Source organism: Streptomyces sp. GD-15H, from assembly GCF_045291515.1.
Taxonomy (GTDB): Bacteria; Actinomycetota; Actinomycetes; order Streptomycetales; family Streptomycetaceae; genus Streptomyces.
The window spans coordinates 8,089,636-8,114,762 of the sequence record NZ_CP149447.1; the positions used below are offsets into that span (position 1 = coordinate 8,089,636).

The 25,127-nt window shown below is 69.0% G+C and carries 20 protein-coding genes and 6 pseudogenes; 7 read left to right on the plus strand and 19 right to left on the minus strand.

Annotation, left to right across the window (positions count from 1 at the left end; translation table 11 throughout):
• Window positions 1-105: 105 nt before the first annotated feature.
• The 12 genes and pseudogenes from WJ438_RS38350 to WJ438_RS38405 form a co-directional block, all read right to left on the minus strand.
• Window positions 106-303, minus strand: a complete 198-nt coding sequence (locus WJ438_RS38350; protein WP_406729234.1) for a hypothetical protein — start codon at window positions 301-303, stop codon at window positions 106-108.
• 328 nt (window positions 304-631) lie between these two features.
• Complete coding sequence (locus WJ438_RS38355; RefSeq protein ID WP_406729235.1) at window positions 632-1,621, minus strand: aldo/keto reductase; 990 nt, start codon at window positions 1,619-1,621, stop codon at window positions 632-634.
• A 237-nt stretch (window positions 1,622-1,858) separates the two neighbouring features.
• A pseudogene (istB, locus tag WJ438_RS38360) lies at window positions 1,859-2,494 on the minus strand (IS21-like element helper ATPase IstB); the annotation flags it as partial.
• 207 nt (window positions 2,495-2,701) lie between these two features.
• Complete coding sequence (locus WJ438_RS38365) at window positions 2,702-3,094, minus strand: Mu transposase domain-containing protein (protein ID WP_406729236.1); 393 nt, start codon at window positions 3,092-3,094, stop codon at window positions 2,702-2,704.
• 27 nt (window positions 3,095-3,121) lie between these two features.
• A complete protein-coding gene (gene istB / locus WJ438_RS38370; protein WP_406723569.1) occupies window positions 3,122-3,892 on the minus strand; it encodes an IS21-like element helper ATPase IstB in 771 nt (256 codons plus the stop codon).
• The gene (gene istA / locus WJ438_RS38375; RefSeq protein ID WP_406723592.1) at window positions 3,889-5,304 is read right to left on the minus strand and encodes an IS21 family transposase; all 1,416 of its coding nucleotides are present in this window, start codon (window positions 5,302-5,304) and stop codon (window positions 3,889-3,891) included. Before istA (WJ438_RS38375) ends, istB (WJ438_RS38370) begins: the two co-directional genes overlap by 4 nt.
• A 125-nt stretch (window positions 5,305-5,429) precedes the next feature.
• Window positions 5,430-6,341 (minus strand): annotated as a pseudogene (gene istA / locus WJ438_RS38380) (IS21 family transposase); the annotation flags it as partial.
• Between the two features lie 120 nt (window positions 6,342-6,461).
• Window positions 6,462-6,596 (minus strand): annotated as a pseudogene (locus tag WJ438_RS38385) (cytochrome P450); the annotation flags it as partial.
• Window positions 6,597-7,031: 435 nt separating this feature from the next.
• Window positions 7,032-8,924, minus strand: coding sequence for an IS4 family transposase (locus tag WJ438_RS38390; protein ID WP_406729237.1), 1,893 nt, complete (start codon window positions 8,922-8,924; stop codon window positions 7,032-7,034).
• 43 nt (window positions 8,925-8,967) lie between these two features.
• Complete coding sequence (locus WJ438_RS38395) at window positions 8,968-9,948, minus strand: transposase (RefSeq protein WP_406729941.1); 981 nt, start codon at window positions 9,946-9,948, stop codon at window positions 8,968-8,970.
• 93 nt (window positions 9,949-10,041) lie between these two features.
• Window positions 10,042-11,766, minus strand: a complete 1,725-nt coding sequence (locus tag WJ438_RS38400) for an IS1182 family transposase (protein WP_406727186.1) — start codon at window positions 11,764-11,766, stop codon at window positions 10,042-10,044.
• A gap of 48 nt (window positions 11,767-11,814) precedes the next feature.
• Complete coding sequence (locus WJ438_RS38405; RefSeq protein WP_406729238.1) at window positions 11,815-12,108, minus strand: hypothetical protein; 294 nt, start codon at window positions 12,106-12,108, stop codon at window positions 11,815-11,817.
• Between the two features lie 1,271 nt (window positions 12,109-13,379).
• Here WJ438_RS38405 and WJ438_RS38410 point away from each other — a divergent pair.
• Together WJ438_RS38410 and WJ438_RS38415 are read left to right on the plus strand one after the other, a co-directional pair.
• On the plus strand, window positions 13,380-13,880 hold the full coding sequence (locus tag WJ438_RS38410; RefSeq protein WP_406729239.1) for a hypothetical protein: 501 nt from the start codon (window positions 13,380-13,382) through the stop codon (window positions 13,878-13,880).
• A gap of 21 nt (window positions 13,881-13,901) precedes the next feature.
• Entirely contained in the window at window positions 13,902-14,768 is an 867-nt protein-coding gene (locus tag WJ438_RS38415) for a hypothetical protein (protein ID WP_406729240.1), read from the plus strand.
• 84 nt (window positions 14,769-14,852) lie between these two features.
• Here the strand turns inward: WJ438_RS38415 and WJ438_RS38420 are convergent, their stop codons facing one another.
• The 5 genes and pseudogenes from WJ438_RS38420 to WJ438_RS38440 all read right to left on the minus strand — a co-directional run bounded on the left by WJ438_RS38420 (window position 14,853) and on the right by WJ438_RS38440 (window position 17,374).
• The gene (locus WJ438_RS38420) at window positions 14,853-15,050 is read right to left on the minus strand and encodes an IS3 family transposase (RefSeq protein ID WP_406729241.1); all 198 of its coding nucleotides are present in this window, start codon (window positions 15,048-15,050) and stop codon (window positions 14,853-14,855) included.
• Window positions 15,051-15,072: 22 nt separating this feature from the next.
• Window positions 15,073-16,143, minus strand: coding sequence for an IS110 family transposase (locus WJ438_RS38425; protein WP_406729242.1), 1,071 nt, complete (start codon window positions 16,141-16,143; stop codon window positions 15,073-15,075).
• Window positions 16,144-16,341: 198 nt separating this feature from the next.
• Window positions 16,342-16,767: a DDE-type integrase/transposase/recombinase gene (locus WJ438_RS38430; protein ID WP_406729243.1), complete on the minus strand. Its 426-nt coding sequence runs from the start codon at window positions 16,765-16,767 to the stop codon at window positions 16,342-16,344.
• 65 nt (window positions 16,768-16,832) lie between these two features.
• Window positions 16,833-17,060 (minus strand): annotated as a pseudogene (locus WJ438_RS38435) (IS3 family transposase); the annotation flags it as partial.
• A gap of 26 nt (window positions 17,061-17,086) precedes the next feature.
• Window positions 17,087-17,374 (minus strand): transposase, encoded by a 288-nt coding sequence (locus WJ438_RS38440; RefSeq protein ID WP_406729244.1) that lies wholly within the window; start codon window positions 17,372-17,374, stop codon window positions 17,087-17,089.
• Between the two features lie 90 nt (window positions 17,375-17,464).
• Between WJ438_RS38440 and WJ438_RS38445 the strand changes: the two genes are divergently transcribed.
• The 5 genes from WJ438_RS38445 (at window position 17,465) to WJ438_RS38465 (ending at window position 21,830) form a co-directional block, all read left to right on the plus strand.
• Window positions 17,465-17,884, plus strand: a complete 420-nt coding sequence (locus tag WJ438_RS38445) for a hypothetical protein (RefSeq protein WP_406729245.1) — start codon at window positions 17,465-17,467, stop codon at window positions 17,882-17,884.
• 12 nt (window positions 17,885-17,896) lie between these two features.
• Window positions 17,897-18,247, plus strand: a complete 351-nt coding sequence (locus WJ438_RS38450) for a hypothetical protein (protein WP_406729246.1) — start codon at window positions 17,897-17,899, stop codon at window positions 18,245-18,247.
• Window positions 18,248-18,690: 443 nt separating this feature from the next.
• Complete coding sequence (locus WJ438_RS38455) at window positions 18,691-19,026, plus strand: hypothetical protein (RefSeq protein ID WP_406729247.1); 336 nt, start codon at window positions 18,691-18,693, stop codon at window positions 19,024-19,026.
• Window positions 19,027-20,157: 1,131 nt separating this feature from the next.
• Window positions 20,158-20,508: a YciI family protein gene (locus WJ438_RS38460; RefSeq protein ID WP_406729248.1), complete on the plus strand. Its 351-nt coding sequence runs from the start codon at window positions 20,158-20,160 to the stop codon at window positions 20,506-20,508.
• A gap of 32 nt (window positions 20,509-20,540) precedes the next feature.
• Window positions 20,541-21,830, plus strand: coding sequence for an RNA polymerase sigma factor (locus WJ438_RS38465; RefSeq protein ID WP_406729249.1), 1,290 nt, complete (start codon window positions 20,541-20,543; stop codon window positions 21,828-21,830).
• 792 nt (window positions 21,831-22,622) lie between these two features.
• Here the strand turns inward: WJ438_RS38465 and WJ438_RS38470 are convergent.
• Together WJ438_RS38470 and WJ438_RS38475 are read right to left on the minus strand one after the other, a co-directional pair.
• Window positions 22,623-22,754: pseudogene (locus WJ438_RS38470) on the minus strand (transposase); the annotation flags it as partial.
• Between the two features lie 252 nt (window positions 22,755-23,006).
• Window positions 23,007-25,111: pseudogene (locus tag WJ438_RS38475) on the minus strand (ISAzo13 family transposase).
• Window positions 25,112-25,127: the final 16 nt, after the last annotated feature.

A 25,127-nucleotide genomic window follows, 5' to 3' on the forward strand; every position in this document is an offset into this window, starting at 1 on the left:
GCGAACAGGGCGGCTGCAGTCATGCCGACCGCCTGTCCGCCAGCAAGGTGTGGTTCGAAGGAGTCACCTGGTCAGGCAAGCCAAGCGGGAAGACGGGGGCGCGCATCACGAGGTCCGCGTACTGCCTGAACCCGGCCCCGTCAGCACGGCGACCGTGGACGTCGCCGCCGCAGCGTGCTCGTCATACTCCTCCCCGCTCTTGGAGTTGCCGGCGGCGTCCAGCTCCAGCTTGCGCAGCGCGGACAATTGCCCCTCCCTTGGCAGCAGCAGCCGGGCCTCCTGGTGGCCGCGAGCGGTGAGCACCCCCAGGGTACGGAGTCGGCCGGCTTCGTCTCGATGCGGGCCAGGCCGCAGTCCTTGAGGACGTTGAACGTGTCGCGGGTGTGCCGCTCGTGCCTGTCGCCGTGGCGCAGCATCCGCCACAGCTGGTCGGCGGGCGCCCACTGGAAGATCCCCAGCGTCTTCAGCACCCCCGCCGGCAGACACCGGTCGGCCCCTTCCGCCCGGTGGTGCCTGGCTCAGAAGGGTCGTCGTACGCCGTGGCTTGTGCGGCTGCCGCCGCGTGGGCGCGACAGTCAAAACGCACCCGCAGACGCCGACGACAGAACCTGGCAGCTGCTGCCGCGCCCGGCTAGCGGTTGACGGCTCGCATCCCTGCCTCGTCATACCGCTCACCCGCCGCCTTGGGCAGCTCCGCGTCGATGCGGGCCAGCTCGTCCTCGGTCAGCGTGATGTCGACCGCGGCGACATTCTGCTCCAGGTAGGTACGGCGCTTGGTGCCCGGGATCGGTACCAGGTCCTCACCCCGGGCCAGCACCCAGGCGATGGCCAGCTGGGCCGGGGTCACGTCCTTCTCGGCGGCGATCTCCTTCACCTTTTCCGCCAGCCGCAGGTTCGCCTCCAGGTTGGCCTCCTGGAAGCGCGGGTTCTCGCGGCGCCAGTCGTTCGCGTCCAGCTCGTCCGGCGAGGTGAACCGCCCGGCGAGGAAACCGCGGCCGAGCGGCGAGTACGGCACGAAGCCGATGCCCAGCTCCCGGCAGGCGGGCAGCACCTCGGTTTCGACGTCCCGTGACCACAGCGAGTACTCGCTTTGCACCGCGGTGATCGGGTGCACGGCGTGGGCGCGCCGGATGGTCTCCGCGCTCGCCTCGCTCAGGCCGATGTACCGCACCTTGCCCTCGGCGACAAGCTCGCCCAGCGCGCCGACCGTCTCCTCGATGGGTACGTTCGGGTCGACCCGGTGCTGGTAGTACAGGTCGATGTAATCGGTCCCCAGACGCTTCAGGGAGCCGTGGACCGAGCTCCGGACGTGCTCGGCCGAGCCGTCCTGCGGGCCGACCGTGCTGATGTCGCCGAGTACGGCGCTGTCCATCCGGTAGTTGAACTTCGTCGCGATCACATACTCGTCGCGATGCCCCCGGATCGCCTCGCCAACGAGCGACTCATTGGTGAGCGGCCCGTACATCTGTGCGGTGTCGAGAAAGTTCACCCCGAGGTCGAGGGCGCGCCGGATGGTCGCGATCCCCTCCTCCTGATCGGCGGATCCGTAGAAGGCGGACATGCCCATGCACCCCAAGCCGATGGCCGATACCTGGAGGTCCCGCAGACTGCGCTTCTGCATGCCGTGTCCCAGCCTTTCCCTGCACACTCGTTCATCGTTCGGACGGCACGAAGCCCCTCATTTATTTAGCGACGGATTCCCCCGCCCGGCATCCCGTGAGAGGCACCGGGCGACACGGGCTTCGTGCGCCGCGGTGTCTGCGACGCTACGACCTGGAGCGCACTGTCGGCGGCGGCTGAACTTGGACCCACTTTGGCCGGTTGAAATCTGACCCGGGTGTCTTCGGTTTCGGTTGTTTCAGTCGTTGTCGCTGGTGGTGGGGACGCGTCCGAGTTCGCGTCCTCGCATGCGGTAGGAGTCGCCTTTGAGGGAGTGGACCTCGGCGTGGTGGACGAGGCGGTCGATCATGGCGGCGGCCACGGTCTCGTCGCCGAAGACCTCTCCCCGGCGTCCGAAGGGCTTGTTACTGGTGACGATCACGGACGCGCGTTCGTATCTGTTCGAGACCAGCCGGAAGAACAGGTTCGCCGCCTCCGCCTCGAAGGGGATGTAGCCGACCTCGTCCACCACGATCAGCGGGTAGCGGGAGAGCTTGGTGAGCTCTTGCTGGAGCCGTCCGGCGTGGTGGGCGGCGGCCAGGCGGTCGACCCACTCGGCGGCGGTGGCGAACGCGACACGGTGTCCGGCCTGGCAGGCGCGGACCGCCAGCCCGATCGCCAGGTGTGTCTTCCCGGTGCCCGGCGGACCCAGAAAAACGGCGTTCTCCTTCCCGGCGATGAAGTCCAACGTGCCCAGATGTGCGAGCTGTTGTCGCGTCATGCCGCGCAGATGGGTGACGTCCAGTTCCTCGATCGTTTTGACCGCGGGGAGGCGGGCCGCCCGCACTCGCGCCTCGCCGCCGTGCGATTCACGGGCGGAGACCTCGCGTTGGAGGCAGGCGACGAGGTACTCGGCGTGGGTCCAGGACTCCTTGCGGGCGCGTTCGGCGAGCGCCGGCGGCGTCCAGCAGGGCCGGGGCCTTCATCACGCGGGCCAAAAAGGCAAGGTCAGCAGCGGTCTGGGAGCCGGTTCTGCGGCCCGCCGGTTTGCCAGCACCCTCCTTGGTGTCGTTGCCGATGACGGTGATGGGGGTGCGGGGCATCAGCCGGCCTCCCTCTCGCCGCCGCCGTCGATGACGGTGAACAACCGGTCATAGGAGCTGAGTTCGCGTTGTTCGACCTCGACGAGTGGGCCGGAAGCATCCTGGGTTGTGGCCTGGCGTGTGGCCTTGGACTGGACGGCCTGCTGATGGTGCAGGTGTCCGCGCATCGTCTTGCCCGCATCCGCGTGGTCGGGATCGGTGATGGTCTGGTGGCGGGCCCAGCAGCGTGGGTGCCGGGCGACGATTTCGCCGCCCGGGGCAAGGGCGATGACCTCGTCGTTATCGGTGAGCACGGTGACAGTACGGCCGATCGCGGCGGGGTGCACGGAGTAGTCGTTGGTGTCGACGCGGACGTAGTGGTCGCTGTCCGCGTACTCGTCTGAGTGCACCACCGAGTACGAAGTTATGTGCACCACTGCTCAGGCCACGTCGGTGTCCCGCTCGATGGCCTGGAGGCGGTTCTTGAGCCGGTAGCTGTTGCCGTTGATCGAGACGACCTCGCAGTGGTGCAGGAGGCGGTCGAGGATCGCGGTGGCCAGGACCTCGTCGCCGAAGACCTGGCCCCACTCGCCGAAGGTCTTGTTCGACGTCAGGATGATCGACCCCTTCTCGTAGCGCTTGGAGATCACCTGAAAGACCAGGTTCGCCTCGGCCCGCTCCAGGGGCTGGTAGCCCACCTCGTCGACCACGAGGACGCTGGGGCGGAGGTAGCTGGTGAGCTTGCTCATCAGCCGGCCCTGGTCCTCGGCGGCCTTGAGGTGGCGGACCATGTCGTCGAGGCTGGTGAAGTAGATCGAGTAGCCGGCCCGGCAGGCCGCGACCGCGAGGGCGACGGCGATGTGCGTCTTGCCGACCCCCGGCGGCCCGAGCAGGGCGACGTTGGCCTTGTCCTCGACGAAGGAGAGGGTGGCCAGGTCCTTGACCTTGCGCGGGTCGAGGTCGGGCTGGAAGGAGAAGTCGTAGTCCTCCAGCGTCTTGTGGTGCGGCAGCTTCGACAGCCGCAGGCCGTTGCGAAAGCGGCGGTCGTCGCGGACGGCGAGTTCCTCGGACAGCACCAGGTCGAGCAGGTCGAGGTAGCCCATCTTGGCCTCGTCGGCCCGCTGGATGTACTGGTTCAGGGCCTCGGCCAGGTGCGGCAGGCCGAGCTTGACTGCGGTGGTGCGGATGCGGGTGCTGGTCAGCTCGCTCAACGGGCTTCCTCGGTCGGGGCGGGTGAGGTGAAGGGTCGGGTGCCGGTCAGCTCGTCATAGACCGACAGCGGACGGCGGCCGACCTCGATGTGGGCGGCTGCGGCCCGGTTCAGCAGAGCCTGCAGCGGTCCGGTCTCCGGCCCGGCCTGGCCGCGGCGGGGTGGCGGCAGAGTGTCGCCGGTGGTGACGCGTCGGCCGGCGCCGGTCGGCAGACCGTCCCAGTGCGTCTCATCCACGATGCGGGCGCCTCGGCCGACTGCCCGCGGATGGACGGCCAGCAGCGTCTGACCGCTGGCGTCATGAACAGTGGAGTGCAGCGTGATCTGGGACTTCGTGGCCCGGACTTCGACCAGTTGACGGGGGCGGACCCTGCGGGCGGGTACCGAGTAGAGGTTCGCGTCGAAGGCGACCAGGCAGTCCTTGCCGACGTGCCGCAGATGCCGCTGGGTGACCACATAGGGAGTCTGCGGCAGCGGGCGCAGAGCCATGTGATCGCGCACGGCCCGGTGTCCGATGACCTCACCGTGGGTGCCGTGGACCTTCGCCCGCCGCAGCGGCACCCAGGCCGCGAAGGCGGCGTTCATCTCCTCGATCGAGGCAAACGCCCGCCCGGCCAGGACGTGGTCGCGGACGATGCCGACCTGCCGCTCGACCCGGCCCTTGCCCTGAGGCCGGTAGGCGGCCAGCACGTCGATGTCGAAGTCGTAGTGCCCGGCGAAGGCGACCGCCTCCGGATGCAGCGGGACCGCCTCCCCGGGGGCGACGTGCCGGCGCACGACCGTCTTGGTCCGGTCGTAGACGATGCTCATCGGCACCCCGCCGAAGTGCGCGAACGCCTGGCGGTGGCAGTCGAAGAACGTCGCCAGGTCCTGGCCGGTGGTGAAGCAGCAGAACGGGTCGCGCGAGTACGACAAGGTCATGTGGAAGGAGTAGACCTTCAAGATGCCGACATGGGCGAGGATCTTGCCCTCATCGCCCCAGTCCACCTGGGCCTGAGCACCCGGGACGACCTCGAACCGCCGGTGCAGACCCGCCAGCTCGCCCGGGCTGATGCCCAGTTCCTCCGCGATCCGGGGCCGGGCCTCCTGAAGGTAGAGCTTGATCCGCTGGTAGTTGATGGTGACCCCGTACTCCTGGACCAGGCGCTCGTGGATCACCCTTCCCTTGAGCAGGATCTCGGACCTGAGCATCGCGTCGATCAGCGGAGCGACCTCGTCCACCACCCGCCGAGGGCGCTGACCTGCTGCTTCTCTCTTCGGCGGCGCTGCCGAAGCGGGGTCCTTGAGGTACTTGCCGACCGTTCGGCGGTTCAGCCCGGTCTCCTTCGCGATCTCCCGCAGGCTCATCGCGCCGGACTCGTACAGCGACCGGAACCGCCTCAACTCCAGCCAGCGATGGGGATCCAAGACCACCGTCAGCCGCCTCCCTGTCCCGTCGAACCGACAGCAGCAGACTCGCGGCCTTCACCCCATCACCGCACCGAAAACGGTGCACTTTCATCCGTACGAGGTGGTGCACGTTCGCTTGTACGCCGACAGTCGCGGCCGATCCGCGTCTGCATCCGCCACCAGGCGGGCGGGTCGACGGGCGGCAGGGTGAGCATCCCGGCCCGGTCGGCCTCCCACCGCTCGACCGGGCGGGTCTGCAGGGTGCGGTGGACCCGTCGGTTGGCGACCGCCCGCCAGGCCGTCAGCTGAGTGTTGAAGTCGCCGGGACCGCCGAATGTGCGACCGGGCAGGAAACTCGTCTCCAGGTAGCCATTGGCCCTCTCGACCAGGCCCTTCGCTTCCGGATCACGAGGCCGGCAGAGGTGGATCTTCGTGGCGAGCAGGCCCGCGAACGCGGCGAACTCGGCCGCCGGCCTGCCGCGGCCGACCCCGGCCTCGTTGTCCCAGACCAGCGTCTTGGGCACCGCGCCCCAGGCGGACAGCAGCCGCCAGTGCCCGTCGATCAGATCGCCGGTTGTGCGGGAGGGCAGCATCCGTGCGGCGATCACCCGCGAGTAGCCGGACACCATCACCAGCACCGGCGGGCGCCCCGTCTGCCCATAGCCGAGCGGGATGTCCGCCTCGGGAAACCACAGATCGCACTGGGCCGGCTCGCCCGGCTGATAAGTCGTGCGGGAGACCGGATCGACGGGAACGTAGGCGGGTCGCAGTTCACGCACCCGCTCCTTGAGGACCGTCATTCCGCGCTCCCACCCGATCCGCTCAGCGATCACCGTGGCCGGCATCGTGGGGGTCTCCCGCAAAAGCTCACGGATCTGCACCTCGACCGCGTCGACCACCGATCCCTTCGTCGGACGCTCGTACTTCGGTGGCCGGTCGGTGGCCAGTGCCCGCTTGACCGTGTTCTTCGAGATGCCCAGATGCCTCGCGATCGCCCTGATCGGCATCTGCTCGGCCCGGTGCAGCCTGCGGATCTCTGCCCAGTCCTCCACGCAGATCACCCTCTCCCTCCTGACCTCAGATCAAGATCAGGCTCAGGCGAAGATCACCAAGTGGGTCACTTTTGATCCGCCATCAGAGGGTCAGGATTCGAGCGACGCCGAGACGCACTCCAGCGCAAGTCAACCGTTCAGGCGGACCGGCAACTCGAACAGGTCGTTCTGCGTGACCACCGGCTGGCTGCGCAGCTCCGATGCGGGCACCGCCGGCTCCAGGCCGGGGAAGGGGGCGTACAGCGGCGGCAACGCGACCCCGCCTCCAGGCGCATCGGACGCCCGCCCTCCCAGAACGTCGGATCTGGAAGCGGGCACCGCCATCCCGCAACCACACAACGACTGCATCCCGCCCCAACCAGAACCAGTACAGCCCGTCACACCACGCAGCCAGATACGCTCACAACGACCCACCCCAACTTCTGTCTGGCCCAAGGCCGTCTCAACCTCGATTCTTCAGCGGTCGTGAGTGCATGACCGGGCTGCCGGTTCGCCCTGGTTGTTCCGCTTGATCGCGGGCGGGGCCTTCGCGTGTCGCTGCGGCTGCGCCGGGGTTCCACGGCACCCGGAGGTTGTGCAGGTCGTTCCTTTCCTTGTCTCGTCGGGCTGCTGGTCTGGTCGTCAGGTGACGGCGGGCAGGGCGGTCAGCCGGTGCCAGCAGGTGGTGAACGCCTTCGCCCAGGGCCCAATGCCCCGCAGTTAAGCGGAACCAGCGCTGGTCAACTCGGGCGATTTTTGGGCATATTGAGTGTGGGTGTAGTTGCCGGGCCCGCTGCGTTCGATGACGCCTTGGCGGACCCAGCGACAGAGTTCACTGACCAGACTGCGGTGTCGGGAGGGCGGAAGGTCCAAGGCGTGCAGGATTTCGTGGACCTTCCATGAGCGTCCAGGATGTGCCTGAAGGAGGGCGATCGTGCGTTCTCTCGCGGTGTGTCCGGCGCGTCTTGGGTGGGCTGGATCGGCCCACGCCGGGGTCAGGATGTAGGCGCCGGGAGCGGTGCGTTCCAGCACTCCGGACAGCGCCCACTGGCAGAGCTGACCTGCGATGACGCTGTGCTTGGGGAGGCCGAGGGAATGAGCGATCTCGCGGGCTGTCCAGGAGCGGGCGGGCATGCTCTGCAGGAGCTGGATGACCTGTTCCTTGCGCTGGGAGCGGGAGGCCGTGAGCCGTTCGTCTTGGACGGGGGTGTGGGTGGGTGCGCTCGGGAAGGCGACGTGGCCGTCGTAGATATCGATGGCCAGACGGACGACGTCTGTACTGGTCATCGCCCTGTCGCCGTCGGCTTTGCCCGCGTAACGGGACGTTGAGCACTTGACCTTGCGGATGCTGAGGCGGGGGCGCCGCGGGGGCATCTGAGCGGTGAGCCCGGCACCGCCGATGGTGCCGGGGGCGGTGGGACCGATCTCGCAGCCGTCGATGCCGGAGGCAGTGGTCACCTGATTGCGGGCGCTTTCCAGGCCGACGGTGAAGCTCATGCGGTCGGGGTCTGTGCCGGGGCGCCCCAGTGCGGCGTCCGTCATCGCCCGGCGCAGGAGCTGATAGACGATGAGGCTGGACCACAGCTCCTGCTCAAGTCCGGCCGGATCACACGAACGCAGGACCCGGCCGTCTTGCAGCGTGTGGCGTAGGGCGTAGAAGGCGGACTCGATCTCCCATCGCTCGTGATAGAGGCGGACCAGTACGCCGGCGGGGTCGTTGACGGGATCGAGCAAGGTGGTGGCCAGTCGATAGGAGTCGCTCACCTTCTTGCCGTCGGCGCAGGTCGCGGTAACCGTGGCGACGATGATGCGCACCGGGCGTCCGCCCAGGTGTGTCAGGTAGGAGCCGTCGGACAGAACGGTCTCGATCAGGGGGCGGCGACCCGATCGGAGGCGAACGAGGTACTGGGCGCCGGTATCGCTCACCGAGCTCAGGAAGGTATCGGCATCGAAGCCTCGGTCGGCCAGCAACAGCATCTTGGGGTTGAGATGACCCAACAGGGCGGTAGCAGATGCCAGTTCACCCACCGAGCAGGAACCGAAGACCGCTGCGAGCAGGCCACGGGTCCCGGTCTCGCACAGCGCGGTCAGCCGTAGCGCGGGGTAGCCGGCGTCACCCTGCTGATTGCGTGACTTGCCCAACACCGTCCGCAGACGCGGACGGTCGGGGACTTTGATCGAACTGCAGCCGTCGAAGGCCACCGTGCGCCAGCGCCGGTAACACACTCCGGGCGTTTCCGGCGGCGCCAGCGATCCGGAGATCACCTCGAACAGCATCCTGAACGGGAGCGGCCCCAGGCGGCGGCGCACCTCGCCCAGCGCGCGTTCCGACGGGCGGATGCACAGGTGAAGCGGAAGGCCCGCGACGAGCTTGTCCCATACCCGTGCGTAGCCCAGGGTGGGGAAGAGCGTCAAAGCCAAGACGAAGTACACCCCCACTCGAGAGGGCAGCAGGCGCAGCCGCCGCTGAACTCTGCGAGTCTGGGTCAGCACGTCCTCGACCAGCTCGAACGGCATGTACTGCGTCAGCTCTCCCAGGTGCCCGGGGGCGTAGATGCCCGACGCGGTCATGATGGCGCGAGTCGTCGTGGTGGTGACACACTGATCGGGCAAACGGGGCCCCCGAAGCAGGAATTCTTGGTCGTTTTCTCTGCTTCTACCAGGGGTCCCGTTCGTCTGTCAGGACAAGGGGAGTCCCTGACTCGCCGTTGACGTGATCCGGTCGGTGATCGACAGTCCTTCCCGGAAGGTTGACCGTCCTGGACCCGAGGCCTTCCTGTCGAGGGACCGCTCGACCAACGAGTTGACCAGCGCTGGTTCCGCTTAACTGCGGGGCATTGGCCCAGGGCCAGGTCCGCTCGATGCGCAGGTAGCGGCGGCGGGCGTGGTCGGCGAGGCGGGCGGGCAGGTGGTAGAGGCGGAAGAGCATGGTGTCCGGCTCGGCGTCGGCAAGGTCATCGATGTCGTGCAGGGCCAGCAGCCTCACCCAGGCGTCGAGATCGGCGGCGAGGTTCGCGGCGAGTATCCAGCCGCGGTTGACCTCCCACGATTGCGAGGGCAGGTTGCCCAGGCCCATCGCCTTGTTGGTACGGACCCGGTCTTCCACGGATGCATGGGAGCGGTGCAGCACGTCCAGGAACTGGGCGTGGCCCGAGCCGGCGACACCCCACATGTGGCGGATGTTGGTCGCGGTGATGCAGTAGCGCCAGCCGGTCTTCTTCTCGAACAAGGTCAGTTTCTTCAGGTGCCGCCGGGTCGGACGCACCCGGCGCACGATCAGCCGCATTCCCTCCGGCCAGCCCTCGCGGGTGTTCAGCCCGGTCAGCTCCGCGACGAAGTAGCCCTCCTGGAGGCTGCCGTCCTGGCACACGGAGATCTCCCAGGCGCTTTCGGGCAGCTGCGCGATGGCCCGCTCGTCGTCATCGGTGATCTTCCAGCCGACTGTGTAGCGGACCGTGCGCCGCGTGGTGTTCAAGGCTTCGAGGTGCTCCAGCAGCCCGTGGGTGGCGCCGGCCCCGTCCACCCGCACCAGGATTTTCGCTGCTGAGGAGCCGGGGATCTGCGCGAGGGCGTCGGTGAGCACGCGGAGGTGGTCGACCACCGTGTTCGCTCCGGAGTTGCCGGGCCGCAGGAGCATCGCCAACGATTCGGTGGTGTTCGCGCACCACGCGGCCAGCGGATGAAACCCGAACGTCTTTGAACGTGACCGCGACTCTGCTGCGCAATTCGTTCATGCGGAAAGTCGGTAGCTGAGTCGTTCGAGCCTGCTGCTGCGAGGGCGGTCGAGGGGCAGGGGCCCGGTGGTCCAGTGGGTGTCGAGTCTGACGAGGTTGAGTGCCGTGGCGGAGAAGGCGTGTTGAAGGCGGACTTTCGGCAGGCCGCGGTAGCGAGCCCGGCGGATGCCGGTGACATCGAGGGCCTGGTTGATGGTGCCCTCGACGCCGGCGCGCAGGGCGTACTTGTTCTTCCAGGTGTCGGTCTTCTGCTCGGCGCGGGCCCGGGCGAGGTTCTCGTGGAGTTCCTCGGGACGCAGGGTGAGCATGCGGCGCCCGGGTTTCGAGGTGGTGCACTGCTTCTGGAAGAGGCAGTCGCGGCAGGTCAGGACACTGAAGGTGATCACGATGGCGTCCTTGCCGTGCTGCTTGACCGGGTTCCAGTGGGAGCTGGTGCGACCGGCGGGGCAGCGGACCTGACGGGTCTTCCAGTTGATGGTGAAGGCGTTCTTGTCGAAGCCTTCGGCGGCCTTGGCCTGCGCGGAGTGGTCCAGGAGGACCGGGGTGACCATGCGGATGCCGTCCTGCATGGCCTTGGTGATCAGGTCTGCTGAGGGGTAGCCGGAGTCGAGGTAGTGCTCGGCGGGTTTCACGCCGCGCTCGGTGAGCTTGCGTTGGATCGGTGCGGTCGCCTTCACATCGGGCACGGTCGCGTCGGTGGTATGCACGTCGGTGATGAGGTTCGGCACCACCCCTGTCCCAGAACCTGCCCCAGACCCGGCGGCGGCGTCGGGGAGTGTGCCGCACGTCTCGGTCAGGTGGATCTTGTAGCCCATCCAGAACAGGTCCTCACCCTTGGCCGCCCACCGTGCGTCACGGTCATAGGGGGAGGACAGGCGGAGTTGACCGGGCGGGACACCGTCGTCGGCGTCCCGCTTCCTGATCACCTGCCGTCCCCGCGCGTCGCTGCGGATGAGGTAGGTCTGCACGAGGACCTGCCGCAGCAGGTCCACCGCCTCGATCTCGCGGATCCACCCCGGCGCGTCCTCGGCCCAGGCCGCCCGGCACAAGGCGAGGGCATCCTGCCCGAAGACCTGGGCGAGACGGTCGCGTCTGGTCTGCGAGGGCGGCATGCGCCAGCCGTCGGCCCGCGGCCCGTACCGCTCGGCGAACTCGGTGATGTCGATCTGCCCGGCCAGCCAGAGCGGGGCCGCGACCGCCAGGGCCTCCAGCGCCGCCCGCACGCTCTCCCCGGCCAGCTCCAGACGGTTCAAGTCCCGCACCGCACTGATCACATGGGTGGAATCGGTACGCTGCTTGCCGCCGGCCGCCACCAGACCGGCCTCCTTGCAGTGCGCCAAGAGCCGGTCGAAGACCACCCGCTCCATGCCGCTGTCCGCGAGCCGGGTACGGAACCTGGACAGGACACTGGCGTCGAAGCCGGTGTCGGTGAGCTCCGCACCGAGGGCGTACTTCCAGTCGATCGCCCGTACCGCCATCGCCGCGGCCTGCCGATCGGTGAGGTCCTCGGCGAACTGCAACACCGTCACCAGCGACAACACCCCCGGCGACAGGCCCGGAGCCCCACGCACCCCGAACGCGGCGGAAAACGGCTCATCAGCGAAGACCTCCGCCAGACGGTCCCGCACCCGTATCGCCAGACTCCCCTTCGGGAACGCCGCCCGGGCCACCATCACGGTCTGCTCCGGGATCTCCGGCAGCCCCGCCGGCCGCATCGACATCCGTACCGCCTCCACGGCCGCACGACAGAGAAGCGACCCCAGGAACGATCATCGCGGACCCGACCTCACCCCCGCAGCGAATTGCGCAGCAGAGTCGACCGCGGCCCCGGCCTTCTTCGACGCCGAGGTGATGATGGTGGCGTCGAGGTCGATGACGATCCAGCCCGTCAGCCGCTTGCCCGCCACGACCAGCCACGGGAAGCCGCCCGGCCGCAGACGCAGCAGACTCCACACCTGCCGGCGCACCCTCGCCCGCACCTTTGCGATCTTCGCCAGGGTGGCCTCGTCGAGCCCGGCCAGCGTCCGGCGAGCGGTGGAGTCCGAAGCCGCGAGCCCGAACAACGGTCGGTGATGCAAATGGAGTTGCTCAGCCTCCGAGAAGTTCGCCGCCCCAGCACGATCGCGATCGCGAGGTTCACCAGTACTCCGGCGCGTTCCCGCCAGCCGGCTGCTGTGCTGGATGGCAGCACCCCAGCCAGCGCACCCGTCAGCCCCGTGCGGTCCGCGCACCGGCGCAGTAGCACCGCCCCGGCATGCCCGACCAGCTTCTTCCCGTCAGCCACCACGGACAGCCGACGGTCCCACCCTGTACTCTCGACCACCAGAAAGGTGCCTTGCTCTCTGCAGCGGATACGACGTAGACACTCGCATCCTCGCAGGTCAACGGCACCTCTCTGCTATCGGGGCGTCAGATCACCCAATTCCGCTGAATACCCAGGGCTGATGTCGCGCCATCCACGGAGGGATGCGCTCCGCAGGCGGCGGGGCCTGATCTCCGCGACAGGGCTCTTCTGGGGGGTGCTCTGCACGGCAGTGATCTTTGTCATGCTTCCGACGAACATCGCCAGAAACGTCCAACTGGGCTCGGTGGACTGGCAGGCGGTGGTCCTGTGGGTGCTGGGAATCGCCATCCTGGTGAGCGGGCCGGGCGCCTTGGTGCTGCTGCGGCGGAACATGGCTGTGGGCCTCCTGCCCGTTCTGGAGGACTGGGAGGAACTGAGGGACCTCACATACGTCCTCTACCTGTGGCCCTTCGACGAGGACGGCGCGCTGTTCCGCGTGCGGCCGCTGTTCGACAAGGGAGCGTGGTTCTCCTGGTTCCGGATCTTCCATGGTGGCGGCGTGGACGACTTCCTGACGGGTGAGGAGCGGATCGTCCACCTCTTGCGGCGCTTCGGGAGGGTGGTCGCCGTCGGGCGCCCCGGCGAGCCGTTCCCGCTGCCGGGGGCCACGCGTTTCTACCTGCCGAGCACGAACTGGAAGCCGGGGGTCGGCGACGCCATGCGGCGCGCCCGGCAGGTACTCATCGTCGCCGGCATCGCGGGAGACCCGAAGCGGGCGGAGGGCACCTTGTGGGAGTACACCGAAGCCGTACGGCTCCTGCCGCCCTGTCGGCTGCTGCTGGTGACCGACGGCGATGCCTACGAGCGGTTCCGCCGGGCGGCCGATGACTACTTCGCCCGCCGGGCCGCCGAACTGTGCCGCGAGGGCGGGATACTCCCCCCGTCACCCGCCCTCCCCCGTACTCCGGGCCGCGGCTGCCGCAAAAGCCGGCGCGGCGCACACCGCTCCAGGGAGTCGTCCGCTTCGGCGACGACTGGACGCCGGAGCTCGTGTGCTTCGACCCCGCCGCGGAGCGGGGCGCGACCCACCGGGCCCGCCTGCGCGCGACGGTGCGGCGGCAGATCGATCCGCTGCTGGAACGCTTGGAACGCCAGCTGCCGGGAGTGGCCGTACGCGCCGGCACGGTGGACCACGGACCTACGGCCAGAGCATTCGTCGGATACGCGGTGCTCGCGGTGCTCTTCTACTACTGGAAACAGCAGTACTACGGCTGGCTCCCCGCCGAGACGCTCGCGTTCTCACTCTGCATGGGGCTGGTCCTGCTGGGGCTCGCCCGGACGGCAGTGCACGTCGGACGGCTCGGGAACTTATACCCAGAGGTGGTGTTCCCGGAAGGCGGGGCGCCCTGCGGCGGCCGGCCGGACGAGCTCACCCCACTGCTCCCGCCCAGCCGGGCCCAGCAGAAGGAAGGCCCGGGGAAGGGACGGCGTCCCGGGCCGACCCGCGAACGGGCGAGGCCAGGCGGTGGCACACCCACAACGTCGGCCTAGTTGCAGCCCTCGTCGTCTACGGTGTCGGCTCCGGCCTCCTCAACATCGGCGAGGCTGCGGGCATCGTCGGAGCCGCTCTGCTCGCCTCCTCTGTGCTGTACCACCTCACCAAGCCCCTCCGGCTACGCACGGGCCCGCGCTTCCCCCGCCGACCTCGCCAGGGAGGCCCCGATCCTGTACCTGCGCCCCTTCCCCGACCGGGGGCGCCCGCCCGCCGACACGTCCTCGGCAGAGGAGCGGGAACTGAAGGCGCTCCTCAAGCCGTACGGGGCTTTCGTCTTCGCCGGCCGCTGGGACGAGACGGCGGCGCTGACCGGCAGCGCCATCCTCCCGCTGCCGACGGAGGGCTGGAAGCACGGCGTCTCCGAGGCGCTCCCGCACGCCCGGCTCGTCCTGATCCCCACCACGAGCACCGGTCCCGAGACGCTCTGGCAGCTGACGGAGGCCCTACGGCTGCTGCCGCCGTCCCGCTTGCTGCTCGTTCTCTCCTCCGGCGAGGACGGCGCGAGGGAGTACAACCGTTTCCGGCTGGCGGCGCAGAAGGAGTTCGCCCGGCGGGACCGGGATGCGGGACGGGGCCGGCTCCGCGCGGCGTCGTCCGCTTCGGCCCGGACTGGAGCCCGCGCCTGCTGGACCTCCACCCCACGACCGCGTACGGCGGCGGCACGCCGCGCGGCGCGCGAGCGCATGCGCGTACGGCTGCGCCCCGCGTTGGGCCACCCGCCGGAACCCGCGCCACGGAAAGATCCCTCGGCAGACTCCTCCGCCCACTGCGCGGCCCGCTCCTGTCGCAACCGGCGATGCCGCACGTCGGCAGGCCGACGGACACCAGCCGGGCCGTCGAGGAGGCCACCGCGAGATGGTCCGGCAGTGCGGCCTCCGCCGTAGCGGTCTGCGCCGTCCTTGGCTCCCTCCTCCACCGCGGTGGTGAGGGGCCTCGCGTTTTTCGGACAGGGAATTTGACTGCCTAATTCACGCCACGAGTCGCAGACCCTCGAATTCGGCATGCACTTCGCACGGAGGGCGGTAACCCACTGCCGAATGAAGGCGTTTGAGATTGTACCAGAACTCTATGTACCGGGTGATGTCTCGCCGGGCCGCCTCGCGGGTGGGATAACTCACGCGGGACACGCGTTCGTTCTTCAGGGCGCCGAAGAAGGATTCGGCCATGGCGTTGACGCTCCTATAGTTGTCAACTCGCCGCGGAGGCCGTCCGTGGGGCCGGTCGAAGCAGGTGGTAGACCTCGCGGATGACGTAGCGCTTGAGGCAGCGGATGATCTCGCGTTTCGTCTTGCCCTCGGCGGTGCGGCGTGCGACGTAGTCGATCGTGGGCTGGTGGAACCGCATGCGGACGATGACGGTTCTGTAGATCGCGGCGTTCAGCTGGCGGTGTCCACCGTGGTTGATGCGGTGTCTGCCGCCGGTCATGCCGGAGCCGGTGGGCACGGGAGCGATGCCCGCGAGCTTGGCGAGGGCGGCCTCGGACTTGATGCGTTCGGGGTTGTCGCCGGTCACGACGAGGATCTCCGCGGCCGTGTCCACGCCGATACCGAAGGGCTCGAGCAGTTGCGGGGCGACCCGCTGGACCAGGTCGCCGATCATCTTCGTCAGTTCCCTGGCCTCGGCGTCCAGGTACTGCCACCGCTTGGCGAGCGTCCGCAGGGTGTGCCGAAGGGCGTCCTCGGGTCCTTCCAGACGGCGAGGACGCAGAGCTGCCAGCTGCCGCGCCAGGCTGATCTGTGTCTTGCCGGCAGTCTCCCGGCGCAGGGCGTCCGAGGCGTGGACGAGCATCGCCTTGATGGTGACCATCGCCGCCGCACGCTGTTCCACGGCCTGGTCATGGGCGATCTTGAGCTGGCGAATCATCTCGGCCTCGCCGTCGGCGGTCTTCGGCGTGGCCGTCGCGAACCCGGCCAGCACGGCGCGGGCGGCGTTCTCGGCGTCCAGGGTGTCGGACTTTCCGTTCATGCGCCGCAGCCGCCGGTCCGGGCGCCCGGCCTCGACCACCTTGTGACCGGCCCTGCGCAGGAATGAGGTCAATGTGGCGCCGTAGGAGCCGGTGCCCTCGATCCCGAAGGCCAGAACGTTACCGAACGAGCCTGCCCAGTCCGCCAGTTGCTGGAAGCCGCCGGTGTCGGTGGGAATCGTGAGGGTAGCCAGGATTCCGCCGATCGTGTCCATCACCGCTGCGACGTGCACGTGCTTATGCGTGTCGACGCCGATCACGACGTGCCCGGACCTGGGCTGCTCGCTGGTCTGCACGGAGTTCCTTCCGGTCGGTAGCGTGGGGTTCACGCTGTCGCCGGTCGGACGGACAGGACTGTCACGGGGACGCTTTGGCGAGTCGGCTCCAGGCTCCTATCAGGTCACGTCCGTCCGGCGGCAGCGCTTGCTGCGTGCCCGGCCGGGCGGTCGACAGATCAACGCCAGGACACTCACGGGGTCAGTCATAAGCACGAGTCAGACCGCCTCAGCCGGGGCTACCCGATCCTTGCGGGATCCGGTGCGAAAAGACTGACAGTCGAAGCAGATTCCAGTGCGGCAGGCCGACCGGCGCAACCCGAGTTCTCTGAGGACACCCGCGTACTCCGCCGACATGTAGTTACTGCCGCGGTCGGAGTGGAATATCGCGTCCTGCGCGAGCCTGCGATTCCGGGCCGCGTTGCGGATGGCCCGGGAAATCAGCGGCGTCTGGTAGTGGTCGTCCATCGCGTAGCCGATGACCTCCTTGGTACAGCAGTCGATGACGGTCGCCAGATACAGCCATCCCTCGCCAGTGGGGATGTAAGTGATATCGCCGACGAGTTTTTCCCGGGCACTTCGGCGGTGAAGTCGCGCCCGACGAGGTCCGGCACCGGGCCCGGCGCCGCCTGGGTCAGCGACCACCGCTTCGGGCGGGGCTGGCAGGGCACCAGGCTCAGCTCGCGCATCAGTGGGCGGACCAACTCCGGACCGGCGGCGTGGCCCCAGCGGAGCAACTGGGCATGCACGCGTCGGTATCCGTAGGTGCCGTCGGACATGCCAAACGCTTTCTTGACGAGAAGCCGCAGTTCCTCGCGCCGCTGCGCGGTCGCGGAATCAGGACGGCTTCTCCAGTCGTAATAGCCGGATCGGGAAACGCCGAGTTTTCTGCACATGAACTCGACGGAGTAGGCGCACTCCGCGTCGTCGGGCCGCATCGATTCGATGAACTCGTACTTGCTCGCTACCGGGGATCCCTCGCGAAGTACGCTGCGGCTTTTTTCAGAAAGGAGTTCTCCATCTCCAGTTCACGGACGCGGCGCTCGAGCTCCTTCAGGCGTGCCCGTTCGTCCACCGGCAGCGGCCCGCCCTGCCGTCCGTGCTCGCGCTCGTACTGGCGCACCCACGTGCGCAGCGTCTCGGGATTCATGTCGAGTTCCCGGGCGACATGAGCGATCGGCTTGCTGGATTTCAATGCCAGCTGGACCGCTTCTTCGCGGAACTCCGGCGAGTACGGACTTGGACGTGCCACTTGCTTCTTCCCTCGATTCCTTACAGGACAACCCTATTGGGTCCCTGTCCGGGATCTTCGGGGCCCCTCAGTGGGCAGGACGAACACCTGGTGTGGGTCGTCCTCGCCGGTATCCTCGGCGTGGCCGGCCCGGCCCTGTGGATCAACAGGAGGACGCAGGAAATCCTCGGACCCCCGCTCGCCCCAGAGGACCTGGACCGCGAACCCTGCGTCCTTTACCTGCGCCCGCGCCCCGGCGACGCGGCCCCCCGGTCCCCCCAAGGCGTTCCCCTGGAACGGGACCTGGACGTGATCTTCTACCAGGACGGGCCCCTCGTCACCGCGAGCGATCCGGACGACATGGCCCAACTGTTCGGCGTCCTCCGCCTCCCGCTGCCGCGGAACGACGCGAAGGCGGTCCTGACCGAAGCCCTCCCGCGCGCTCACCTGGTGCTGATCCCCGCCTGCGGCAGCAGCCCGGACACGCTCTGGCAACTGACCGAGGCAGTGCGCCTGGTCCCCCCGTCCTGACTGCTCATCCTCGTGCCCGCCGGAGCCGCGGCGCCCGAGGCCTACGCACACTTCCGGCAGGCGGCGGCCGACGCCCTCGCCGCGCGCGCCGACGACCTCCGGCGCGCGCATGGCCCCGGCTTCCGCCCGCCCGCCCTCCCACCCCTGCCCCACGCTCCGGCGTCCGCGGGAGCGCAGGCACCGGTGCTGCACGGCGCCGTCCACTTCACCAGGGACTGGCAGGCCGCGTTCCAGTCCTTGGACCAGCTCCCCGCGCGGCGGACGTCCCGGCCCCGGCTCCGGGGCCGGGACCGGCTCGGCGAGGTGCGGACCCGGTTGGAGCCCGTCCTGCCGCCCCGGTCCCGCCGGGGCGCGACCGGGTGAAAGTGGGAGAGGCGAACACCGCCCCGCGGAACCGGAGGAAAACCCGTGACAAACCTCGCAGTGACCGGACGGATAGACCTGACGGAGGAGCCATCATCCGTTTCAGCTATCCGCCGGCTGCGATCTCTCACCTTCGTGTCGGGACGCCACCCGCGCGTATACCGCCCGGCGACAGTACCGACACCCCTGACCTCTCCTCCCATGACAGGGGCAACACCCGCGGCAAGGCCGATTCCCAGTTCGCTGACCAGCGCGTCCGGACAACACCACGGGAACCCACCACCGACACGCCATCCCCTGACACCAAACCAAGAGATCGCACCTCGTACTGTTCGTCCGGTTCGCGCCCTTGTGCCCCCGGTGTTCACCCGTCACCGTCGGTCCGGGGACAGTGATCGCAACCTGGGGGATTCGATGGCTGACAGCACCATGCCCATGCCCGGATGGCTCACCACACTGCGGGGCCGACTGCCCCGCTGGTGGGCGCGGCTTCTCCGCCTGCCGAGACCAAGCGACCGGAACGACTCGAGCAACTCAACGTCACGAACACCGCCGCCACCCAGGAGCCGCGCGACCTCGGCCTCGAGCACCTCCGCGAAGCCCGCCGCCTCCACGAGAACATCCACGCCAGCGAGCACTACCAACGCCGAAATCAGGAGATCAAGGCCGCGGCCGCTCACGGTGTCGCCCACGAGACGATCGCCGAGGAGCTCAGCCTCGAGATCAGCACGATCAAGGCCATCGTCAGGAACAAGGCCGGCCAGGCGCCGAGCGAGTAGAGCCGTAGGCGACAACGCGATACCGCGGACCGCCGAGGAATGAGCGGCGCTCCAGCACGCCGTCGACTACCAGCAGTGCCTCCAGGACGACGCCATCATTGGCAAGGAGCCAGGGCCTGTCTGCCCGGACTGCGGTCTGGTCGGTGAGGTGCACGGGTGCCAGGAGCGCGCAGCGCGGGGCCGGCGGTGAGGGCGTCTGACAAGGCGCCGCACAAGGCGCCCGGCGCGGCGCTCTCCAGGGCGCCCCGCAGGGTGTTTTGCAGGGCGCCTCACCGCTCCGGTCCAGGCGGGAAAACTGCACTTCACAGGCGTGGTCAAGGGGGCCGGGGCACGCCGACTACTTCCTGGGAGACCCCTGTACGGGGCTTCTTCGGGCGGTACCGGCCCGTTTCCGCCGGGTCCCGGCGCCCCTGCTCCGGTCCGGGCAGCGCCGCCGGCCTCTTCCCCTCTCCTCACGACCCGGAACGGCACCGAACTCGCCGCCTGCGCCGAAGCCATTCGCCTCCGCCTGGCCCGCCGGCCAGCACACATACAACCAGCACACATGCCGAGCCGTGATACCGATCGGCACCACCATGGCCTGGCGTTCCATCAAAAACGTCAGTGCTCTGCCGGCAACCGGTGTCAGCGGCGCGACACCGGCCGTCACTATCCCGATCAGGGCCGACACCACCCCGGATCACTGCCACATCAACACCGAATCCACACCGACAGACCGACGCAGATCATCATTCAGCCCGTAGGTGCGATATTTCGGCTTCGTATCAGTGAACCACCATGAGATATACCGCGTCATGACAGTGAGCCCCAGTGCCCGTGTCACCTCATGTCAGCAGCGGACCGTCACCCGCCCCCACCGCGGCCAGCGGGAAGACGGCGGAAAGCAGCCGACGGCGACTGCCGGCCACTCCACTGACACGAACCCGGCACATCGTACCGAGGCCAGCACCCCGGCGGGCACGAGCGCCGCCGGCCACATCGCACTGAAGCGCGGTGTGTCCAGCGGGCGCCTGGATACGCCCGATCGACAAATCTTCGGGGAGGTGTCGATCTGGCCGCGTCCCGTTCGTCGTCATGGTGTGTGGCGACCTGCCGTGCGAGGGAACAACAGGACCTGACAGGAGTCGGACCGTGAAGTACATGCTGCTGATCAACGCTGGCGCGATCGACGAGAAGGGCGCGGCCGTCGAGTGCAGCGTCGAGGACTGGATGGTCTACGACAAGGAAGTGAAGGACGCGGGGATCTGGGTTTCCGGGGAGTCGCTGACCGACCTGGTTACTTCCACCACGGTACGGGTCGGCCGGGACGGCAGGCGGAGCGTCACCGACGGGCCGTTCGCCGAGACCCGCGAGGTCCTCGGCGGCTTCTACGTCATCGACGTGCCGGACCTGGACGTCGCACTCGACTGGGCCGCCCGCTGTCCCGGCGCGCGCGGCAGCGGGTCGGTCGTGGTCCGTCCGATCGCCGAGTTCGGGGCCTGACGGTGGAGGGCGAGGGAGTCACCGGGACCGGCATGCCCCTCGGGTCACCCCGCCCGTCGTCGGTCCAGTCGTCCGTGGAGTCGGTGTTCCGTGAGGAGCACGGCCGGCTGCTGGCCTCCCTCGTCCGCCGCTTCGGCGATCTCGACCTGGCCGAGGAGGTTGCCTCCGAGGCCGTGGAGGCGGCTCTGGTGCACTGGCCGGCCGGGGGCGTTCCGGCCAGGCCCGGGGCCTGGCTGTTGACCACGGCGCGGCGCAAGGCCGTCGACCGCTTGCGGCGGGATCAGGCATACGCCGCCCGCCTCGCCGTCCTGCAGGTGGAGGCGGACCGGGCCGCTCCCGCCCCGCTCGCGGACGCCGACGGCGGCCTGCCCGACGACCGGCTGCAGATGTTCTTCACCTACGCCCACCCCGCCCTCGCGGCCGAGGACCGCACGGCGCTGACCCTGCGCTGCCTGGCCGGGCTCACGACGCCCGAGGTGGCGCGGGCCTTTCTCGTCCCTGCCGCGACGATGGCCCAGCGGATCGTCCGGGCGAAGAAGAAGATCCGCCAGGCCCGTATCCCGTTTCGCGTGCCCGGCGCCGACGAGCTGCCGGAGCGCCTGCCCGGGGTCCTGCAGGTCATCTATTCGATCTTCACCGAGGGGTACGTGGCCAGCTCGGGCCCGCGGTTGCAGCGGCTCGACCTCGCGCAGGAGGCCATCCGGCTGGCGCGGATCCTGCGCCACCTGATGCCCGCCGAGCGGGAAGTCGCCGGCCTGCTCGGGCTCATGCTGCTGATCCACGCGCGACGCGAGGCCCGGACCGGTCCGAACGGCGGGCTCGTGCTGCTCGACGAGCAGGACCGCGGCCGCTGGGACCACACGATGATCGAGGAAGGACGCGGCCTGGCGGTCTCCGCGTTGACCGGCAAACCGCCCGGCCCGTACGGGGTGCAGGCCGCCATCGCCGCCCTCCACGACGAGGCCACCGACCTCGCGACCACCGACTGGCCACAGATCGCAGCGCTCTACGACGTGCTGCTCCAGCTCACCCTGTCCCCCGTCGTCGCCCTGAACCGGGCGGTGGCGGTGGCGATGCGCGACGGACCGCAGGCGGGCCTGGCCCTGCTCGACGAGCTGGCCGACGAGCCGGCACTGCGCCGCTACCACCCCTACCCGGCCGCCCGGGCGGACCTGCTGTACCGGCTCGGCCGGCTGCCCGAGGCCGCCACGGCGTACCGGGAAGCGCTCGACCTGGCCGGCACCGAACCCGAACGGGACCACCTCAGGCGCAGGCTGAACACGGTCCTGTCATCCGGACCGGACGACGGAGCCGGCACCTGACGGCGCAACACCCCGGTCGTCGATACCACGTGCACCACCTGTCTGCGCCGAGTGGCCGGGGGCAATCCCACCCCCGGCCACTCGGCGCAGAACCGTGCGTAAACCTGCGACCTCTCGGCTACATGTCGGCGAACCACCCGGGGAGACACCGCCTCATGACAGTGAAATCCGGTGCCTGTGCCACCCCAGTGTCCAGAGGCGGACCGTCACACGCCCCCACCGCGGCCAGTGGGAAGACGGTCGGCAGCCGCTGACGACGACCGCCGACCACTGGCACGAACCCGACACATCGCAGACGCAACCTCTGATCTACCTCAAACTGAGGTTCGACGGGGCAGGCCGTGAGCAACACTGACGACATGAGCCTCTTCCCTCGGCGCGGCCGGCGCCGCACACAGCCCGGCAGCACGCCGTCCTCGTCGACCACGCCGGCGGCTCGCCGTGACGACAGCACCCTCTCCTCCGACCCGGGCCCCTCATCATGGGGCGGCGCCTCGGACTCGTCCTCTTCATCGAGCTGCGACTCGTCCGACAGCAGTTCCAGCTCGTCGAGCTGCGACTGACCATCAGCCCCGCGCCGGTACCTCGGCCCTGGATGCGATATCTCGGCCTCGTGCCAGTGAACCACCACGGGATATACCGCGTCGTGCCAGTGAACCCCGCTGCCCGTGTCACCCCCGTGTCAGCAGCGGACAGTCACTCACCCCCACCGTGACCAGCTCAAAGACGGCGGAAAGCAGCCGCCGGCGACTGCCGGTCACTCCACTGACACGAACCCGACACATCGCAGCGGCGCGGTTCGGCGTCGCGGAGCATGACCCGGTCCGAGCGCAGCCGGCCGACCAGCTCGACCGGAAGATCCGCCAGGACGTAGGCGAGACGGGTGACGTCGTAGCCGGCGTCCATCACGATAAGGATGTCCGGCGCTGTCACGTTGTTGGGTATGGGGTTGCCTGACGGCGTGTCGGGGCGTGGTGGACTTGCGTTTCGGGCCTGTGCTCAGGCCGTGGTGGGCCGCCGGCAGCGCCGGTGATCTGGTCCCGGACGGTGAAGCGGGTGGTCATCTCGGCGCGGTAGTTCGAGGCGGTCATCAGGTGGCGGCAGGGCCGGAAGTGGGGTGAGATGCCGCTGAACGCGGCCAGGAACCGCTGGGCTCCGCCGAGGGCTTGTAAAGAATCAACGTGGTGATTCGGCTTTCTGCGGGGCGTTCTCGGGTGGTGCGACGGAGGCGAGGAGGTCCGCTGCGGTGCGGAAGGGCGTGGCCGGTGTCGGGAGGTGGCCGTCTTCTTCCAGGAGGGGGCGGAGGTCACGGAAGATGGTGCCGATGGTCTGCGGGGTGACGTCGAAGAGGGCGGCGAGTACCTGTCGGGTGCAGACGTTGCGCTGGTGGAGGACTGAGATCAGGACGCGTTCCGCGTGGGGGATCTTCTGGTGGAAGGCGCCGCCGTTCGTCCCGGGCCGGCGTGGCCCGCCGCGTCGCTGGTAGCGGCGCCGTTCCCGCAGGGCTGTATACCTCACCAGTAGCCGGTCGGTCAGTTTCTGCAGGTCTGCGCGGCTCATGCCGGTCAGTGACGGGTCGGACAGCACCGTGGAGATGTCCGGCCGCCGGGGCGGGGTGGCGGAGCCGGTCCGTACGAAGGCGAGGACCTCCTGCGCCTGGATGAAGTGCAAGGCGGTGGGGGTAATGGCGTAGTGGTGCTCGTCCAGCACAGGCCGGGTCTCCCTGATCGCCTGGCCGATCGCCGGCGGGGTGACCTGGAGGATCTCGGCCAGGACTTTCTGGGCGCATGTCTGCCGCAGATGCAGGACGGTGATCAGGAGGCGGTCCCTGGCCGAGAGCAGGGACCGGCCGTGGGCTCCCGGGACCTGGCGGCGTTTCCCGCCGCGCTGCTGGTGGCGGAGTTCTTCGCGCCGCGCGGCCTGGGCGGGGGCCAGGTGCCGGGCCATCGCGTCCAGTTCTTCGTGGCTCATCCCGGTCAGGCGCGGGTCGAACAGCAGTTCAAGGGCCGCCGCCCGCTCCGGCAGCGGAGCCCTCCCGGGGGCCGCCGGGTCGGTGGGCTTGTCCGCGGGGCGGATGGTGTAGTTCCAGGTGCCGCGCTGGGTGTGCGGCTCGAGGGGAAGTGCCTTCATGCGGTCGGTGCCGACCGTGACGCCGGTGGGATAGGCGCCGGTGTCCAGGGCGGCCTCGACCCGCAGCCCGGTGCGGGTCCGGGTCGAGGCGATGGTCTGGACGACGACTTCGTGGCTGGTCAGTGGCCTGCCGCGCCAGTTCATCGTGATGTGGGAGAATAGCCGATGCTCAATTTTATTCCATTTTGAAGCACCCGGCGGAAAGTGACACACCGTAATCTTCAGGCCCGTCTCGGCGGCCAGCGCGGCCAGTTCGGCCTTCCAGACCCGGGTGCGATAACCGTTGGAGCCGCCCGCGTCCGCGGTGATCAGCAGCCGGGTGGCCTGCGGGTAGTCGTCTCGTCCGCGAGCCTGCCACCAGCGGCGGATGGAAGCGACCGCGAAGGCGGATGTGTCGTGGTCGCATCCGACGTTGACCCAGCCGGTATCGGCGGTGAGGTCGTAGATGCCGTAGGGGATGGCCTGCTCGGCGTCGGGCCGGCGGCGAAGAAGCTGTGGTCCTCCACCTTGACCGGCTCGCCCTTCGGGCGCCACTGACGGCCGGCGTTGGGCAGCCGGCCGAGCCTCTCCTTCTTCTTGGCATCCACGCTGATGACCGGCTCACTGGCTCCCTGGTGCTGCTTGACCTGCTCGTTGATGTAGCGGAACTGGGCGTCCCGGTCAGGGTGCTGCCTGCCCTCCAGGGTCTTGGCGTTGACCTGGAGGCTGAAGCCGTCCTCCCGCAGCAGCCGGCCCACGGTGGGCGCCGACACGGGATGCCCCTGCCCGGCGAGTTCCTCGGCCAGGTGCCGCAGCGACTTGGTCGTCCACCGCAGCGGCGACATGGGATCCCCCCGCTCGTCCGGCTCGACCAGCCTCAGCAGAGCCGGAACAAGCAGCGGGTCCAGCTCCTCGGCACTCTTACGGCCCCCACCACAGCGGCGGACCTGGCCATCGGGCAGCGGATCCTCGCCGCCCTCCAGTTCGAAGACCCCTTTCCGTACGGTCGTCTCGCTCACGCCCGCAGTGCGCGCGACGGCCCGGACCCCGCCGTGGCCCAGCAGCCGGGCCTCGGTGGCCAGCGCCAGCCGCCGCTGCCGCTCATCCAGGTGCGGAAACAACACCCTGAACCTCAGGGCGAGTTGATCACGAACCTCACTCGGTATGCGCATACCAGACCAACGCGCC

Bases quoted from the DNA above. Each gene is read 5' to 3' on its own strand.
- WJ438_RS38400 (WP_406727186.1), bottom strand. From the start codon at position 11,766: ATGTCGATGCGGCCGGCGGGGCTGCCGGAGATCCCGGAGCAGACCGTG.
- WJ438_RS38420 (WP_406729241.1), bottom strand. From the start codon at position 15,050: ATGGCCGAATCCTTCTTCGGCGCCCTGAAGAACGAACGCGTGTCCCGC.
- WJ438_RS38355 (WP_406729235.1), bottom strand. From the start codon at position 1,621: ATGCAGAAGCGCAGTCTGCGGGACCTCCAGGTATCGGCCATCGGCTTG.
- WJ438_RS38395 (WP_406729941.1), bottom strand. From the start codon at position 9,948: ATGCTCCTGCGGCCCGGCAACTCCGGAGCGAACACGGTGGTCGACCAC.
- WJ438_RS38455 (WP_406729247.1), top strand. From the start codon at position 18,691: ATGGCTCACCACACTGCGGGGCCGACTGCCCCGCTGGTGGGCGCGGCT.
- WJ438_RS38465 (WP_406729249.1), top strand. From the start codon at position 20,541: ATGCCCCTCGGGTCACCCCGCCCGTCGTCGGTCCAGTCGTCCGTGGAG.